This window comes from Chitinophaga filiformis (genome assembly GCF_023100805.1).
Lineage (GTDB): Bacteria > Bacteroidota > Bacteroidia > Chitinophagales > Chitinophagaceae > Chitinophaga > Chitinophaga filiformis_B.
On record NZ_CP095855.1, the window covers coordinates 5,581,582 to 5,599,355 of the forward strand.

Sequence of the window (17,774 nt, forward strand, 5' to 3'; positions counted from 1 at the left end):
CACAGATACGATATAAAAAAAACGCCCCTCCCGGAGCGTTTTTTTTTATGTCTGTGAATATGCTTCTTACACAAATGAGCTGAATCCCGTAATGGCACGTCCCACAATCAGTGTATTGATCTCTTTCGTGCCTTCGTAAGAGTAGATCGCTTCCGCATCGGCAACAAAGCGGGCTACATTGTACTCCAGCAATATGCCGTTGCCTCCCATTACTTCCCGCGCTCCTCTTACCACGTCCCGCGTTCTGAGAGAACAGAATACCTTGGCAATAGACGCATGCTCATCTGCCAGCAGGCCCTGGTCCTGTAACTCAGATAAACGATATACCATGGTTTGCATAGCCGTCAGGTTAGACAGCATTTCCACCAGGTGGTTCTGTATGAGCTGGAAAGAAGCGATCGGCTTCCCGAACTGCTTTCTTTTCAGCGTATATGCCAGGGCATTTTCGTACGCGCCGCGTGCACAGCCTACGGCCAGCCAGGCTACACCCGCCCTGGTCATACGCAGTACTTTGGCGGTATCTTTAAAGGAATTGGCGTGCTCGAGGCGGTCTTTCTCTTCCACTACACAATCTTTCAGGGTGATCAGTCCATTCTGCACTATGCGCAGGGCCATTTTGCCATGCATCTTTTCCACGCTGAAACCGGGTGTACCTTTCCGCAGCAGGAAGCCCTTTACCTGGTTGTCATCCACATCCCTCGCCCAGATCACTACCACATCGGCAAAAGTGGCATTACCGATCCATTTCTTCTGGCCATTCAGTACCCAGGTATCCCCTACCCGTTTTACGGTGGTGGTAAGTCCGCCGGCAGCCCCGGAACCCACTTCCGGTTCCGTGAGGCCAAAAGCGCCAATCTTCTTTAACTGCTGCATGTCTGGCAGCCATTCCTTCTTCTGGGCCTCTGATCCCAACAGGTAAATGGAGCCCATGGCCAATCCGCTCTGTACACCGAAAAAAGTGGCCATAGAGCAGTCTACCCTGGCTATTTCCATGGTAACGATCCCCTCCATCAGGAAAGACTTGTTTGGCCCTCCGTAGCCCTCATACGTGGAACCGCAGATATTCAGGGCTGCCATTTTGGGCAGCAGTTCGAAAGGAAATTCTGCCTTCATCCAGTATTCATTCACTACGGGCTGGATCTCCTGTTCCATAAATTGCCTTACCCGCAGCTGCAGCGCTTTATCCTCCGGCGACAACATGCTGCTGAGATCATAAAAATCCCCGTTCACGGGTGGCAACTCTTTTTTCTGCCCTCCGCCACTGCTTTGGAGCATCCTCATTAAGCCTGACAATTGCTGGTCGTTCATCTTGCCAACAGTTGCCATTACCTTAGGCAGATCTATCTTCTCCGATAAACGCCCTAATTGTTCAAAATCAATGCTCTTCAGTAAGTGGAAGGCCTGTCTGATGGTGGATAATTTAACTGCCATGGAATAGATTTAGTGCATTAAATTACCCAAAACTGTCAAATGTTTATTCCACCTGGAAGATTAATTTGGAGGAATCGGTGGATAGACGGATGTGGGACATTTCCAGCTCCACCTTTTCCGTTACTTTCTTACGGGCTATTAAATTGTAGGGAAAACGTAACCAGATCTTGAACTTAATAGCAGGTTCTTCATTATCAAGCCGGTAGCCAAATCTTATTTCTCTGATCTTATTCCGTCCCAGGGCATTGGTGAGGTGACGGACCACCTCCGTCGGATTTTCCAAAGTTGTGTATTCTTGCATGATGATGGCTTAGGTTTAACTCCTAAAAGGTAACTTTCAATAAAAAATATATAACGATTGCGACCATTTCACAGGGGCTTCAGAGAACAGGACCTCAGGCTCAGCTGTAAATTTCAGATCTAAACAGGTATCTTTGGGAGAACACCTTCCATTTATGTAAACGCTGATGAAACTATACCTATTCTCTCCCATCGAAAAAAAATACAGGGAAGAATTTAATCATCATACAATGCTGCAGAACATAAAAGTTACAGCATTCATCTCACTCACCGTTGCTATCACTGCAATGACGGTACGTGTCATATCCTGGATTGTCCCTTACCAGGCAATGGTTTCATCCGATCAGTTCAATGAATACCGGATCATTAACAATTATACAATTATCACTTCCACGCTTTTTGCAGGCCTGCTTTTTTTCATCTGGAAGAAGTCCGCTCCAAAACAGCAAAATCGATACCATTTTATCAGCATCCTCTACTCACTGTCGTTTATCGGTTCCTGCATGGCCCTTACTTTCGTGGCGCAGCATAACCCTAAAAACACGATGACAATGATGCTGTTAGGACTGATCAGCGTGGGGGTACTGCTGGTGTACTCACTTCGTAATCTCTTACTGGTAGCCGGCTCCACCATTGTTACGTTTATGTTATTCTTTCACATCTTCCAGCTGTCTGCCGATACGCGTTCACTGAATTATGTGGTATTCTGGTTGATCATTACCTGTTTCCTGTTTATTTCCCGCCTCATATATTCATATCATGCGAATTACTTTATCAAGCTAAAAACCATCGAAGACAAGAACAGGGAAATCGAAAAAGCGAACCAACTGAAGAATAAAATACTCGCTATTGTGGCGCATGACCTGCGCAACCCCATTTCGGGAATACGGTCTGTAACGCATCTTATGCAGGAATACCCTTATACGAAAGACCAGGAAGAGAAATACCTCTACTGGATCATGGATGCCTGTAAAACAGCTGACCAGATCATCGAGGAATTGCTGATGGCTGCAAAACAGCGGGAAGCTGACCTCTTGCAGACGGATTATGTGTCGCTGAACGAATGGTTGAAACATGTACGGGACAACTGGCTGCAGCAATCGAACTTTAACAGGGATATTATGCTGGAATTGCCGCAACAGGAGTTGAAAGCGCGTATCCATACGGGGAAGATGCAGCGCGTGGTCGATAACCTGCTGCACAATGCCGCGAAATTCACGCCTGCAGAGGGTAATATCACTTTGGGCATGCAACAGTACAGGGGCGGCGTGCGTATATCCGTTACGGATACGGGTATCGGTATTCCTCAGGAACTACTTCCCACACTATTCGACCAGTTTACTGCTTCGAGCCGCCAGGGATTGAACAATGAACCTTCCAATGGCCTCGGACTGCATATCTGTAAACAACTGGTGCAGGAACACGGTGGCAGCATTTACGTTAGTTCCGAAGAGAACCAGGGAACTATCTTCAATATAGATCTCCCCTTTACACTACTATAACCGCTAACGTTATTTATTTTCCATCTCCGGACAGTTGCGGGCATCTTTATTGTCGTACTGCACTATAAGGGCCATCAGGCGCTTTTTCAGATCAGCTGTATTCTGCTCCCGGATTTCCTATTGCAGCTATTATGCAGCTCTCCTTCACCGTTCACCGCTGGCATAAAGGAAATAGCCCGCATATCTGCAGGCGCTTTTACACCGGCAATATCCGGTAAGGCAGGCGCCAGTCACTAAGGTTGCTCTGCTGGGGCCACAAATGGGGTTTGTGACCAAGGGTGAGGTTGAACAAATCCCTTCACGGGCAATCCTGTCGATATCCGGCGTTTGCACATACCTGTTACCATAGGCGCTGATGGCCGGGAAGTGTGATCATCCGAAAGAATGAAGATGATATTTGGTCGTTTCGACTGGCCGCTCAGTTTGGCGGGCGCAAGGAGTACAATTAGTGCGACAAATACAGTTTTTCCACATACACATAGAGATACTCGTTTAGCCATAGTATCCTACGTGCCCGTACATATTCTCAGGGATACGATGTGGCGCCTTTTCCACGATCTTCCACATGTACGACCTGGAGTATACGTGTGGCAATTGCATTCACTAACTGGGGATCCGCTGCATAGTCTGCATTAGGCTGCAGGTCGCCATTGCCCTGTAACAGATAATCGATAGAGTGATCCTCGTCGAGTACAGCTTTATAGTGCTCTATCCCCTTTGATTCGTGAGGTTGAACAACAACTACATAGTTGTCTCCTTTCAAATCAAAATCTAATGTAAAATCTTTCATACGGCATTTTGTTTAGGAAGAACAGTTGTATGTAATCTAAATATAACAAAATTAAGGCCATGTGGTTGCAAAAAGATTTCATTATGCACTAGTCTTCTTTTGCCCCTTTTTCTCCTGTAAACCAGTGCTCTTTCTGCTTAAATAGTACATTAAAGGTAGTAAGTGATCCGTATATCCTGGTAATATACTGCTGCATATTTATTTTGTCTTCGTCACTTAATTGCTTGTGACTGTTTATCTGCTGCTCCAATACACGAAGGCGGTCGCGGACCATCACTATTTTATGAAAAAACGCTTCAATGGGTATCTCCTTGGGCTTCAATGAAGGATCTTTAGGTTGCAATGTCATTACGCCCCCCTCCCATCTTTCACCCAGCGGAACCACTTCTGTCAGCCCGCCCCATAGCCGTAGTATTTTCAGCAGGGACGTTTCAACAGATGATACGGTTTCCAGTTCTATGCTTTGATTCTCGATGTGCAGTATTTCAAAAAGAGGGTCTGTTTTATCGACCTCAATAATGCCCTGATCCATAAAGGTGACTACATACTGCGCATACTTTACGCCGATAATCACTCCCGGGCCATAACGTGCGTGCTGTACCCTTGATCCCTTACCGGCAGTTAATTCTTCCATTGATGCGAAAATTTACCTGACAATATAATACAAGTTATTGAAAAAGTGCATTTTGTGAAATATCACTCCATATTCACAATCGCTTTTATAACGCCGTTGGCCGGATTCAGCCAGCTTTCAAATTCATCTTTTACCTCCCCGAAATGGACCCTGTGGGTAATGTAGGTAGTAGGATCGACCTCTCCGCTTTTCATACAGCGGATCACATGTTCAAAATCCTCCCGGGTAGCATTCCTGCTACTCATGAGGGTGGCTTCCCTTTTGTGGAATTCCGGGTGGCTCACACAGATCTCGCCTTTCTGCAACCCTACCAGTACATAACGGGCCCCATGCGCCATATAGGCAAAACCACCGTTTATAGCCTGCTGGCTGCCTGTGGCATCAATTACCACTGTCGGCATATCGTCGCCTGTGATCTGCTTTAAAGTGGCCATCACGTCCTCCGTTTTTGCATTGACAGTATGGGCCACTTTCAGCTTCTGTTTACAAAAATCAAGACGGGCGGGATTAATGTCCATCGCAATGACCTGCGCCCCTGCAATCCGCGCAAATTCCATAATTCCCAGCCCTATCGGACCGGCCCCTATCACCAGCACAAATTCCCCGGGCACTACACCGGCACGACGCACGCCATGGGCGCCAATAGCCAGTGGCTCCACGAGCGCCAGCGCGTCCATGCTCAAACCTTCCCCGTGCACCAGGGATGCCGACGGCACCAGCAGATATTCTACCATACCACCGTCCACATGCACACCACACACTTTGATATTTGTACAGCAATTAGGCTTCCCGTTCCGGCAGGCTACACAGGTCCCGCAATTAAAATAGGGAATAAAAGTAACCGGCTCGCCGGCGGTAAAGCCAGGTGCATTGTCAAAAGAGACCAGTTCCCCTGCCAGCTCATGGCCCAGGATGCGGGGATAGGAAAAATAAGGCTGTGTGCCTTCAAAAGCATGCAGATCGGTACCACAAATGCCTATCCTTTTGATCCTGACAATCGCATGATCAGCGGTCAATACAGGCATGTCCGTTTCTCCATATTCAAACTTACCAGGCGTGGTACAGGTGAGTATTTTCATAAAGTGTTCATATTGTGCCGGGCTAAAATAATAAAAAAATAACCGCCCGGTATAAAAAACCGGGCGGTCACCTGTACAATGATACTTATCTGGTATTATTCTTTTCGTACTTTAAGACTGGCAGAATCTTTCGCGGCCTTTTTCTTCCTGTCTTCTTCTTTTTTCTGCTGCTCTTCCGCCTGTTTCCTGGCGGCCTTTTCCTTCTTTTTGTAATAGCCCCTCAACAGGAAATTATGTTTCAAGGCTTCCATATTCTCACTAAAACCATCTGAACCTCTCCGGATGGATTTTACCGTTTTCTTCGCCTCCGTCACAGTACCTTCCAGGCTGTTCGCAAGGCTGTCGCTATACAGCAACCTGCCGATACTGCCCTTTCCCTGGTTGATCTGCGTGGCAATGCCTGCCAGCTGTTCGGTGATCACCTCTGCATTTTCGGCCACGCCGGAAAGCCTGTCAAGCACCCTGTCATAATCCATGGGATTCACTGCCTGGATGGCATCCCCATCTTCGACGGGGGTGTCATTCTGCGTACCGGAGCTGATGGTGATCAGTTTATCGCCCATCAAACCATCTGAGCTGATGCCCGCCACGGCGCCCTTCTTAATGAAAGGCTTCACCTTTTCCTTAATACGCAGGGCAACACGGGCAGTTGTATCGGATAATATATCAATACTTTCTACAGTACCTACATTTATACCAACGAAACGCACGTTATTTCCCACCTGCAATCCTCCGACGTTCTTAAAGGTTCCGTAAAGCACAAAAGTCCTCTGAAACAGGCTCTTATTCCTTCCGATCAGGAAAATACCCACTAATAATAGTCCCAGCGTAACTGTAGCAAAGATGCCTACTTTGATTTTCTGTTGTGTTTTCTGCTGCATGCTTTACTATTTAAAAAAGTTATTAATGAGTTCATCCGGCGATTTCGCCAGTTCATCATATGTACCCGTTGCAATAAATTCGCCATCATTCATCACAGCAATACGATCTGCCACTATACGGGCACAGGCCATATCATGCGTGATAATAATGGAAGATGTTTCATATTTTTCCTGCAGCCTCACGATCAGTTCACTGATCTCCCGCGAAGTGATAGGGTCAAGTCCTGTGGTCGGTTCGTCATATAAAATAATCTCCGGACGAAGTATCAGTGTACGTGCCAGTCCTACCCTTTTGCGCATACCTCCCGAAAGATCAGCAGGATATTTATCAATTGCTTCTTCCAGCCCAACACTTTCCAGTACATCTTTCACCCGTTTTTCCATCTCAGCGTCATCTTTCATTTTCAGCACACGGGTAAGGGGAAACAACAGGTTCTCACGCACCGTCATCGAATCGTACAACGCGCCGCTCTGAAAGAGAAACCCCAGCTTGCTACGCAGCTCTTTCAGCTCATCTTCGGGCAGTTCCTTCACCTCTTTGCCGAATACCTTTAAACTGCCATCATCAGGTTCCAGCAGCCCGGCTACACATTGAATGGTCACGGATTTACCCTGACCGGACCGCCCCAATACGACAATATTCTCTCCTTTATGAAGTTCAAGGTTGATGTCCTTTAGTACCTCATTGTCGCCGAACGATTTTTTCAGATGTTCAATACGTATCACAACATCATCTTCTACGGCAGTATGCGTTGTTTTTTCCTCTACGGATGTATCATTCATATCTATCGGCTTAAACATTTAGTAGTTTGCTTTTCCTCTGCAGCGGTATCATTCATGCCAGTCAGCTGAAACATTTGGTAGTTGCTTTTTCCTCTACGGATGTATCATTGATGCCAGTCAGATAAACATTTGGCAGTTGTTTTTTCTGCTACAGATGTATTATTCATGATTCATGCTTGCCGGCCGGACATTTAATAATAGATCAGGTTCGTGAGCTGCACGGCGACAGCATCTATGAATATGATCCATATCGAAGCGCTCACTACGGCAGAGTTGGCGGCGTGGCCCACACTCTCCGTTCCCCGCGATGCATGATACCCTTTATAGCACCCTACGAACCCGATCGCATATCCGAAGAAAAATGTCTTTATCACCGCAGGTATCAGGTCGCTGAACTCCAGTGCATTGAAAGACTTCCGGAAGAACAGCGCAGGGCTGACATGCTCCTGTATATTCACGCCAACCCAGCCGCCCACCAGCGCCAGCCCATCGGCCATGATCGTTAGCAGCGGCACCATGATGGTACAGGCCAGGATGCGCGTTACTACCAGGTATTGCACCGGGTTAGCGCTGGATACTTCCATAGCCGCGATCTGCTCTGTCACTTTCATACTTCCCAGTTCAGCGCCAATGCTGGAAGCTATCTTACCCGTACAGATCAGCGCAATGATAACGGGCCCGATCTCACGCACAATAGAAATAGACACCATACCAGGCACATAACTCTCCGCACCGAAATCTTTCAGCGTAGGTTGTGTTTGCAGTGTAAGTACGAAACCGATAATAAAACCATTGATAGCCACAAGGCCGATGGAACGGTATCCCACAATAAAACACTGACGGAAGAATTCTCCCCACTCAAATCCGTCGCGGAATATATTACGGGCAAACTGACCGGTGAAAACAACCTGGTCTCCAAGCATTTCCATGTATTTGTTAATAGCAGATGTAAGCGCACTGGCCATATTTGTAAGCATTAGGTCAACTGATTCAGGTAGTGGAAATGATCATCCCTGATATAAGAAGGATGGAATTTTCATGCCATGGCAGGAAATAATGGTTTTCAGGCAGAAACAGCAATAAAAACTTACTTTATTGGGTAATATTTTGCCCAACCTGTACAAAGAAGCATAGCATTTCCCAATACTGTTTATTACTTTTGAAAAGAATATGTACACGTCTATGATTCATTTAAAAAGATACCACATATATCTGCTGTTGTTACTGTTTACCCTTGCCTGCGGAGAAAAGAAGGACACAGGCTTTACAATAGAAAAGATCCCCGACCCCATGCAGCATGGTGCTTATGTAAGCAATCCGGATCACCTAGTCAGCCAGGAGACCGAAACCAGGCTCAATGAACAAATGCGGCAACTCGACCAGTCCGGCCGTGCCCAGGTGGCGATCATACTGCTGAATACTATTGGCGATAAAGTTCCGAAAGACGTTGCGCATGATGTTTTCAGGCTGTGGAAACCCGGGCAGCAGGGAAAAGATAATGGCCTCGTGGTATTACTGGTGAATGACCAGCACAGGATAGAATTTGAGACCGGCTATGGACTGGAAGGCGACCTGCCCGACGTGATCTGTTTCCGGATCCAGCAATCAGAAATGCTGCCCTCTTTTAAACAAAACAACATCGATGAGGGCATGTTGAAAGGAATGACGGCGCTTATAAATGTGCTGCAGTCGGCCACAGATACCATAAATATCACACAGGTGGCCCAGGCAGGCGACGCCGCGCCATCCGACACCGAAGCAGCTAACGCTGGAATGGATGCGGCTACAGGTGCCCCTCAGGAACAAACATTCTCTGACGCCATTACCTCTCACGATGTACCGGAACATGAGGCGCCGGGCATCGGCTCACTGATATTGTATGTACTCTACGCATTATTTGCCACCATCTTCGTGGTAAGGCCTGGCATTGCTAAAAGACGTAAGGATCTCCCTCAATTATTCAAAGCAGGGATATGGCATAAGTTCTGGGTATACGCATTGCCGTTTGTAGTGCTGCTTATACTGGTGAGTATCCCGGGGTCTTCGTACCACTGGTGGATGCTCCCTGTTATTGCATACCTGAATCTCCTGGCTTACCTGAGTTACCGTGCATTCACCATCAATAAGAAAGCAGCTGTTTTACTGGCAGGTCTTGACCGCCATGTGCAATATGAAACATTAAACCTGGCGCACGCTAATAGCTGGCTATCTTCGATCCTGTTCCCGCTGCCCCTGCTTGCCTATTCAAGGTGGCATATCATGCGGATGAATAAGCTGCGGTATGATCCCTACAATTGTGAAACTTGTCATCGACCAATGCAGTTATTGAAAAGAGGGAAAAAACGGGAAATGCTGGAGCCGGTACAGGTAGCGGAAGATAAAGTAGGTGCTGTTATTTACGATGTATGGTACTGCAAAAAATGCGAGGAAAAAAAGGTATTAGGTTACCGTAACCTCCGCACGGATGCTACCAATTGCCCTTCCTGCAACGCGCTTACCTTCGTAGCAGGCCGCCGCCGGGTAATAACACCAGCCACAACCCGTCACGAAGGAAAAGGCATCCAGCTTTATGTGTGTAAACACTGTAATTATACCAAGGAAGAAACCTATGTTATTGCTAAGTTATCTTCGGGCGGTTCTTCCGGTTCCTCTTCAGGGTCATCAGGCTCCTCATCCTCGTCTGGTGGCTGGGGAGGAGGCAGTTCCGGAGGTGGCGGCGCCGGCAGCAGCTGGTAAAAAATCTGATCCCTGATCTTGATCATTGTTTATTGTCCGGAATAGGGATATTTTTGCACTTATGAATTCTGAAAAACAACTGAGGAAAGGACCTAACTGGTGGCGTCAATTCGACTTTTTGGGGATGCACCTGCTGCCGATTCTGGCAATTTTCACGCACGTGACAGCTTTTGACTGGATTTTATGTGCCGCATTGTATGTAGTTCGCATGTTCTTCGTAACCGGCGGATATCATCGATATTTTTCCCATCGAACGTTCAAAACTTCGCGCGTATTCCAGTTCATCCTGGCCGGAGGCGCACAGAGCAGTTTACAGAAAGGCGTATTATGGTGGGGTGCCAATCACCGTATCCATCACAAACACAGCGATACTCCGGAGGATCCGCACTCTGCTAATATATATGGTTTCTGGTACGCTCACATGGGCTGGATCATGGGACCTGAATATAAACCAACCCGTTACGACCTGGTAAAGGATTTTAAGCAACCGGAACTGTTCTGGCTGAATAAATACCACTTTGTACCCGGACTGGTACTGGCAGTTGCTGTGTATTTCGTAGGTAACAAAGTGAATGGTGCAGGCTGGTTCGACTGGAGCGCCGGTCTCTCTACCCTGCTGATCGGTTTCTTCCTGAGCACCATCTTCCTGTATCATGGTACATTCACCATCAACTCCCTGATGCACAAATGGGGCAAACCGAGATACAACACAGGCGATTTCTCTAAAAACAGCCTGATCCTGGCGCTCGTTACCTTGGGTGAGGGATGGCATAACAACCACCACTATTACCAGAGTGCTACCCGTCAGGGCTTCTTCTGGTGGGAGATCGACATCACTTACTATATTCTTCGTACACTGGGTTTCTTTGGCATCGTATGGGATATCAGGGGTGTTCCTGAAAAAGTGAAGACAAGCAACCTGCTGACCGAAGAGGCAAAAGAACAGGTGAAAGCAGCGAACAGAAAGCTTGTTGAGGCTAACAGGTAATTCAACTTTTTTTAAATAGCGAGGCTCAGTGTGTAATGCACTGAGCCTCATTTATTTTATAGTAGTTCAACGCTCAGTAGCGCCGGTTCCGGTATGGCGCCTCTCCGGATGTCGATCAGGCTTTGTCAAGCGAATAGAGCATGGAGCTGGGATTGAACAACATCTGCCGTATCAGGCCGACATTCCCATCTGGAACCGGGTGCTACTTACGCTCTCCCTACGACCATATATAGCGTCCACTTATAGGGTGAAACTGTATTCTGCTAATGCGTCACTCCTGAGAAAACGTCCATATTTAACGCTCAGTAGCGCCGGTTCCAGTACGGGATGTCGGTCGGCGCCTCTCCGGATGTCGATTAGGCTTTGTCAAGCGAATAGAGCATGGAGCTGGGATTGAACAACATCTGCCGTATCAGGCCGACATTCCCATCTGGAACCGGGTGCTACTTACGCTCTCCCTACGACCATATATAGCGTCCACTTATAGGGTGAAACCATGTATAAGGCGACTAGCCAGAATAATTACCCTCAGTCTGTTTGGACTTGTACCCGGGCTCCTGTCTATAAATGGAAGCCTGGAGAGTATAGCGGTTTCAGGTGGGAATCGCTGGCCTTAGTTTTTTGAAGCATCGCTCACACGATTGACAGGGGTTTAATATATATTCCAACTGCCCACACGATTCCCAAAGCCTAATGGCAAGCGGCTTCGAAAAACTACAGCCAGTGATCCCAGCCTGAAAACCGCGGTATCGCCCCATTCTGGCGATACAGGCGCCTAATGCAAGCGGAAGTCATAGCGGTTTCAGGTGGGAATCGCTGGCCTTTGTTGTTTGAAGCATGCTCACACGATTGATGGGGGTTTAATACTTATTCAAAAGCCACACACGATTCCTAATGCCCAATAGCACACAGCTTCAAAGAACACAGCCAGTGATCCCAGCCTGAAAACCGCGGTATTGCCCCATTCTGGTGATACAAGGAGCCTAAATACAAGTGTAAGTCAAGGAGGAAATCGCTGGCATTGTTACTTACCAACCCGTTTTTTTACAAGCAAATCTTTGATTTAAACATCAGACGTTTCAACCAAACATCATACCTTTGCTAAAACATCAGACGTTTAATCATGGCAAAAGCAATCAAACTGGCCGATCAGGTCATATATACACTACAAAAAGACATCTCACTGGGAAAATACAAACCCGGGGAGCTCATCCCACCAGAGCCGGTACTGATGGAACAGTTCGGCGTAGGAAGGTCCACTATCCGGGAGGCGATTAAGACGCTCTCTAACGCCGGCATATTGAAAGTGCAACAGGGCGCAGGTACCTTTGTCTGTGACCCAAAAACAACTACGGAACCGCTGGACCAAAGGCTCAGGCGAGCCGCGATGCAGGAAGTGAACCAGGTCCGTCAGCTGCTGGAAGTCGAAATAGTACAGCTGGCCGTGCAACACCGGCAACAGGAGGACCTCGACACCATGCAGGCGCTGCTGGAAGAAAGATGGCAGGCGATTGCAGCGGACGATTATGACGCCTGCGCAGACGCTGATATACGCTTCCACAGAGCCGTGGCTACAGCCTCGCATAATAGCGTATTGGCCGACCTCTATCAGACCTTCACAAATGTGATCATGGACGGCTTCCGGCAAAGAGAAAAACCGCACGTATCACAGTTTGAGCGCACGCACGACCTGCACGTACAGCTCGCCGCCGCCATCGCGCAACAGCAATCCGGCAAGGCCATTGAAACAGTAAAGGCTATTCTTGAAAATAATTTCTAAATAAACTGTCATGTCTATTCTGGTATTTACATTAATCCTCCTGGTCGGCGCCTTTATGGCCGGCATGCTGGGGTCTCTCACAGGTTTGGGAGGAGGCGTTGTATTGATTCCCCTGCTTACACTCGTCTTTCATGTCGACATCCGTTATGCCGTAGGCGCCTCGCTGGTGGCATCCATTGCCAACTCCTCAGGCGCCGCGGCTGCATATATTAAGGAAGGCATTACCAATGTCCGCATAGGAATGTTCCTGGAAATAGCCACCACCACCGGCGCCATTGTCGGCGCTGTACTGGCGGTATATACTCCCACACACCTCGTGGCGATCCTCTTTGGTTTTGTACTGCTGTTCTCCGCCGCTATGACGTTGAGAAAGAAACACGAGCATGGCGACAGCAACAGTAACAGTAAGTTAGCCCGCATCATGCGGCTTAACAGTTCCTACCCGGTAAATGGCGAAGAGGTTCCCTATAAAGTGAGTGGCGTGGCGGGCGGCTATGCCCTCATGACAGTGGCTGGCGTGGTATCTGGCCTGCTGGGTATTGGTTCCGGCGCGCTCAAGGTGCTGGCAATGGATGGCGTTATGCGCATTCCCTTCAAGGTATCTACTACTACCAGCAATTTTATGATCGGCGTAACTGCCGCTGCAAGTGCGGTGATCTATCTGCAACGCGGATATATCGATCCGGGGATAGCAATGCCCGTGGTACTGGGCGTACTTGCAGGCGCATTCGGCGGCTCGAAATTGTTGATGAAACTGAATACGCGCAAACTCAGGATCCTCTTTTGTGTTGTGATCAGCGCACTGGCATTGGAAATGATCTATAACGGTTTTACAGGGAAATTATAAGCAAATGAAAAAGTTATTCTCGAAATCATTCTGGCAGGAAAGAGACGTTGAAATGTTCATAGGTCAGCAACTACGCTGGGGTGTGATCACTTCCAGTATCATCGCCTTCATCGGAGGCATTATCTACCTGATCAATCATGGCGCCGCTATGCCCTCCTATACACAGTTCACCGGTGCACCGGAATATGTACGGCACTTACCAGGCATCTTCCAGGGCGTATTACAATTGGACGGCAGGGCCATCATCCAGCTGGGCGTTGTAGTGCTGCTGGCTACTCCCATCACCCGTATTGCCTTTTCCGTACTGGCTTTTGCCATGGAAAAGGATAGGTTGTACGTGGTGATCACACTGATCGTCCTGAGCGTTATTACATTCAGCATCTTCAGCGGACTGGGAGGCTGACGGCATCACGAGCTGCGCTCGTGATGCAACAACATGTTCATGGCATGACTAAAGGATCCCGCACGGGCAATCTCTCCGTTGTTCACAAAGAAGATCTCATCCGCATTCTCAATCGTGTTCAGCCTGTGTGCTATGATCACACGGGTGGTATGAGCCGGCAGCTTTTGCAATACCGCCTCCAGCTGTTGTTCCGTCACAGTATCTATATTGGCTGTAGCCTCGTCCAGCACCAGCAGGTCCGGATCCCGGAGCACTGCCCTCATAAAGGCGATGAGCTGCTTCTGTCCCAGGCTGATGCCATCATTACCAGAAACGATCTTTGTTGCCAGCCCTTCCTCAAATCTTCCCAGCAGGGTATCCAGTCCCGCCTCAGCAATGACTTCTTCCAGCTGGGCGGTAGTATAACCAGCATATCGCGCATTCCCGTACACGATATTTTCCTGGATGGTGCCGGAGAAAAGGAATGGCTCCTGTAAAATAAAACCGATCTTCTGCGCCCGCTCTTCCGGCGTATAGGAACGAATATCACGGCCGTTCAGCAATACCTCTCCCGCTGTAGGATCATAGAGCCGCGCTATCAGCGAAGCCGTCGTTGTCTTCCCTCCGCCGGTAGGTCCTACCAGGGCATAGGTTTTACCCTTTTCCATGTTGAAGCTGACATCATGCAGGATATCCTTGCTGCCCGGATAACGGAAATACACATTGCTGAAACTGATCAGCGGGGCATTCTCCTTCGCTGGACCTGCCGGTATCACCTTCAGGTCAGATTCAAGCTCCAGGATCTGCGAGATCCTGTCCCATCCTGCCATCGCCGTCTGGAAGTTGGTCCACAGGGCCGCCAGCTGACGGATAGGGTTATAAAAATGGTTAGCGTAAGACAGATAACTGATCAGCAATCCTACCGTAAACTCACCTATGGATATCAGGTAGATACCATACACCAGGATCGCCAGCATAGCCATCTGCGAACAGAAGGCAAAGACGGGTGTAAAAATATTATTGAACAAGCCTGCTGATACCGCCGTACGGTAGCTCTGCTGGTTGGCCTGATCAAAACGTTTGCGGAAATAGTCACGGCGATTGAATGCGATGATCACTTTAAAATTGCTCAGGCTCTCCTGTATCTCCGCACTCAGTCCGCCGGTACTTTTCATATTCGCCGCATTTCTGCGCTTTACCAGCGGCGATATCAGGCGGGTAAAAACGAGCAACATGAATCCCGGCAACAATGTAGCTACGCCCAGTTTGACGTTGATGCATAAGAGGAAGATACCAGCCCCCGTCATCGACATAATGCCACTGGCAAACTGTACGAGCGACTGTGAGAAGAACTGGTTCATCTTATCCGTATCATTGTTGATGCGAGAGATGAGATCTCCTGTTTTATTCTGGTTGAAGAAGGCTATAGGCAACTCCTGCAGCTTCACAAACACGGCGTTCCGGAGATTGTACAACATACGCTGGCCCACTCCGCCCATCATCCTGCTCTGCCAATAGGAAAACCCAAAGTTCACCAGGTACATACCCAGCAGAATGCCCGAACACAGGAGGATGCCGGAGAATTGCTTTGACTGCACATAATGATCGATCGTATAACCGATCACAAAAGGCGCTGTCAGCGTCAATGACTGGCTGACCATCATGATGAAGAATGCCTTCATCAGGTCTTTGTGCTCCGTTTTGATATAGGCCAGTAATTTCAGGAGACGTTTACCTGAAGTGCTTTCCTGTCCTGTTCTATCTGTATTATTCAGGTTGTAATTCATAATTGCTGGTACTACGTTGGGAATTAAAGATCTGTACGTATTCAGGACATGTCTGCATCAGCTCAGGATGGGTGCCGGCAGCTATTACTTCCCCATCCATCAGGAGAATGATCTGGTCAAAATGTTCTACAGATGCTATTTTTTGTGTAACGGAAATCAATGTCAGGTGCGGATAATTTTCCTGGACGTTCTCCAGTATCCTTTGTTCAGTATTGGCATCCACTCTTGCAGTAAAATCGTCCAGCAACAGGATGCGCGGATGAATAGCCAGTGCCCTCGCCAGCATGATACGTTGCTTCTGCCCGCCGGAAAGACTGGCGCCCCGCTCAGACACCACCGTGTCCAGGCCTTCAGGCAATCCTGCTATAAACTCTTTCAGCTCTGCTGTGGCAATTGCCTGCTGCATAGTAGCCTCGCTTACGGTCTCGTTGAAGGCTATATTCTCCCGCAGGCTCATATTGAACACGATGCTGTCCTGGAATACCAGGCCCACCTGTTGTAACAGGGCCGCTTTATCATATTCTTCAAGGTCGGTATTATCGTAGCATACACGCCCGCTCTCAGGTTTCAGCAAGCCGACGATCACGTTCAGCAGCTGTGTTTTGCCCGCTGCAGTCGGACCGATTATAGCGGTACGTGTACCCGCTTTCACTGAGAAAGAGACATCTTTCAGCACCGGCTTGCCGTCCATGGACAACACAATGTTCTCTACCATCACATCTCCCTCCAGTTGCTTCTTTACCGTCCCTTTGTCCTGTACTTCCGGCGCATACAATACCTCGCTGATGCGCTGGAAGGAAGCAGATGCCTGTGCGATCAGGTTGCTCATAAAACCGATCACGATGATCGGGAAGATCAGCAGGGCAATGTAGCTGTTGAATGCGGCAATGTCACCCAGCGACATCTCCCCTTCTATTACAAAGTGTCCTCCCAGCAGCAGCGTTGCCAGTATCGACATTCCCGCCAGGAAGCTGATAACCGGCACCAGGCCTGCAAACATGCGGACAATCGCAATACCGAGGGTCTTAGATTCACCGTTGGGTGCAATAAAACGGTCGTATTCCAGTTGCTGCGCATTGACCACCCTGATCAGGGCAGCACCGGTAATACTCTCATTGATCGTCTTATTCAACTTATCTACCACCTCTCTGCTGATCCGGAACATTGACCGCACTTTTTTCAGCACCCGCCAGAAAGCGATCGCAATAAAAGGGATGATAGAGAGTATGACCAGCCCCAGCTTCCAGTCCCTGCTCAGCAGCAACACACAGCACCCGATGATCATAAAGGCAGAAGAGGCGATGGAAATAATAGCCTGGGATATGAAGACCTTAATGCTGTCTACATCGCCCGTAAGGTTCGTCAGCAGCTTCGAAGGGTTCACCCGCTGTATATACGAATAGTCCTGCCGGGAGATCCTCTCAGCGAGGGAAGTCCGCAAGCGGCGTCCTACCTTTTCTGCCATGTAGGTCTGGATAATACTTTGCAGGTACGTAAAAACAAAGATAGCAGCAGCGGCGGCAATGAACTCGGTGACCAGTTCCCTTACCACCAGTGTTCCTTTCGAATAGGCATCGATGCCCTTGGCAGTCAGCGCAGGCAGGACCAGGCTCAGTCCATTACTACATAAAGCCATCAGGATCAGTAAGAATAATTGTCCTCTGTAAGGGCGCAGCAAAGACATCAATCCTGATTTTCCTTTCCCTGTCGTGGCAACAGGCGTATTTGTCTTCTTCATATCAATAACAAATATATGGCAGCCGGCAGACCTATTACTGCAAAAGGCCAATTAAAAGTAAAATTAAGTGCATTATATACGCAGGTATAGGGCGTCGGGTTAAATGCGCTGATAGG

The 17,774-nt window shown here is 48.3% G+C and carries 16 protein-coding genes; 6 read left to right on the plus strand and 10 right to left on the minus strand.

All coding sequences use genetic code 11. The annotated features are described in order from the left end of the window. Nucleotides 1-66 precede the first annotated feature (66 nt). Together MYF79_RS21630 and MYF79_RS21635 are read right to left on the minus strand one after the other, a co-directional pair. Nucleotides 67-1,431, minus strand: a complete 1,365-nt coding sequence (locus MYF79_RS21630; RefSeq protein WP_247809922.1) for an acyl-CoA dehydrogenase family protein — start codon at nt 1,429-1,431, stop codon at nt 67-69. Nucleotides 1,432-1,474: 43 nt separating this feature from the next. Further along, the gene (locus MYF79_RS21635) at nt 1,475-1,732 is read right to left on the minus strand and encodes a hypothetical protein (protein ID WP_199655242.1); all 258 of its coding nucleotides are present in this window, start codon (nt 1,730-1,732) and stop codon (nt 1,475-1,477) included. A 166-nt stretch (nt 1,733-1,898) separates the two neighbouring features. Here MYF79_RS21635 and MYF79_RS21640 point away from each other — a divergent pair, with 166 nt between their 5' ends. Then, the gene (locus MYF79_RS21640) at nt 1,899-3,233 is read left to right on the plus strand and encodes a sensor histidine kinase (protein ID WP_247809923.1); all 1,335 of its coding nucleotides are present in this window, start codon (nt 1,899-1,901) and stop codon (nt 3,231-3,233) included. Between the two features lie 526 nt (nt 3,234-3,759). On the opposite strand, the gene MYF79_RS21650 is transcribed toward MYF79_RS21640, so the two are convergent. The 6 genes from MYF79_RS21650 to MYF79_RS21675 all read right to left on the minus strand — a co-directional run bounded on the left by MYF79_RS21650 (nt 3,760) and on the right by MYF79_RS21675 (nt 8,377). Next, nucleotides 3,760-4,023 (minus strand): hypothetical protein, encoded by a 264-nt coding sequence (locus MYF79_RS21650; protein WP_199655244.1) that lies wholly within the window; start codon nt 4,021-4,023, stop codon nt 3,760-3,762. Between the two features lie 88 nt (nt 4,024-4,111). Continuing rightward, nucleotides 4,112-4,657 (minus strand): hypothetical protein, encoded by a 546-nt coding sequence (locus MYF79_RS21655; RefSeq protein WP_247809925.1) that lies wholly within the window; start codon nt 4,655-4,657, stop codon nt 4,112-4,114. Between the two features lie 62 nt (nt 4,658-4,719). Next, nucleotides 4,720-5,736, minus strand: a complete 1,017-nt coding sequence (locus MYF79_RS21660; RefSeq protein WP_247809926.1) for a zinc-binding alcohol dehydrogenase family protein — start codon at nt 5,734-5,736, stop codon at nt 4,720-4,722. A gap of 95 nt (nt 5,737-5,831) precedes the next feature. Next, nucleotides 5,832-6,617, minus strand: a complete 786-nt coding sequence (locus MYF79_RS21665) for an MlaD family protein (protein ID WP_247809927.1) — start codon at nt 6,615-6,617, stop codon at nt 5,832-5,834. Nucleotides 6,618-6,623: 6 nt separating this feature from the next. Beyond that, nucleotides 6,624-7,400, minus strand: coding sequence for an ABC transporter ATP-binding protein (locus MYF79_RS21670; protein WP_247809928.1), 777 nt, complete (start codon nt 7,398-7,400; stop codon nt 6,624-6,626). Nucleotides 7,401-7,591: 191 nt separating this feature from the next. After that, a complete protein-coding gene (locus MYF79_RS21675) occupies nt 7,592-8,377 on the minus strand; it encodes an MlaE family ABC transporter permease (RefSeq protein WP_247809929.1) in 786 nt (261 codons plus the stop codon). 205 nt (nt 8,378-8,582) lie between these two features. On the opposite strand from MYF79_RS21675, the gene MYF79_RS21680 reads away from it, so the two are divergent. The 5 genes from MYF79_RS21680 (at nt 8,583) to MYF79_RS21700 (ending at nt 14,154) form a co-directional block, all read left to right on the plus strand. Next, nucleotides 8,583-10,136, plus strand: a complete 1,554-nt coding sequence (locus MYF79_RS21680; protein ID WP_247809930.1) for a TPM domain-containing protein — start codon at nt 8,583-8,585, stop codon at nt 10,134-10,136. A gap of 61 nt (nt 10,137-10,197) precedes the next feature. Further along, nucleotides 10,198-11,124, plus strand: coding sequence for an acyl-CoA desaturase (locus MYF79_RS21685; protein ID WP_247809931.1), 927 nt, complete (start codon nt 10,198-10,200; stop codon nt 11,122-11,124). Nucleotides 11,125-12,247: 1,123 nt separating this feature from the next. After that, nucleotides 12,248-12,904, plus strand: a complete 657-nt coding sequence (locus MYF79_RS21690; protein ID WP_247809932.1) for a FadR/GntR family transcriptional regulator — start codon at nt 12,248-12,250, stop codon at nt 12,902-12,904. Nucleotides 12,905-12,914: 10 nt separating this feature from the next. Beyond that, complete coding sequence (locus tag MYF79_RS21695; RefSeq protein ID WP_247809933.1) at nt 12,915-13,751, plus strand: sulfite exporter TauE/SafE family protein; 837 nt, start codon at nt 12,915-12,917, stop codon at nt 13,749-13,751. Between the two features lie 4 nt (nt 13,752-13,755). Next, nucleotides 13,756-14,154 carry a DUF1634 domain-containing protein gene (locus tag MYF79_RS21700; protein ID WP_247809934.1) on the plus strand — a complete coding sequence of 133 codons (399 nt, stop codon included), beginning with the start codon at nt 13,756-13,758 and terminating at the stop codon, nt 14,152-14,154. Between the two features lie 5 nt (nt 14,155-14,159). On the opposite strand, the gene MYF79_RS21705 is transcribed toward MYF79_RS21700, so the two are convergent. Together MYF79_RS21705 and MYF79_RS21710 are read right to left on the minus strand one after the other, a co-directional pair. Beyond that, the gene (locus MYF79_RS21705) at nt 14,160-15,920 is read right to left on the minus strand and encodes an ABC transporter ATP-binding protein (protein WP_247809935.1); all 1,761 of its coding nucleotides are present in this window, start codon (nt 15,918-15,920) and stop codon (nt 14,160-14,162) included. After that, nucleotides 15,901-17,658: an ABC transporter ATP-binding protein gene (locus MYF79_RS21710; protein ID WP_247809936.1), complete on the minus strand. Its 1,758-nt coding sequence runs from the start codon at nt 17,656-17,658 to the stop codon at nt 15,901-15,903. Before MYF79_RS21710 ends, MYF79_RS21705 begins: the two co-directional genes overlap by 20 nt. Nucleotides 17,659-17,774 lie beyond the last annotated feature (116 nt).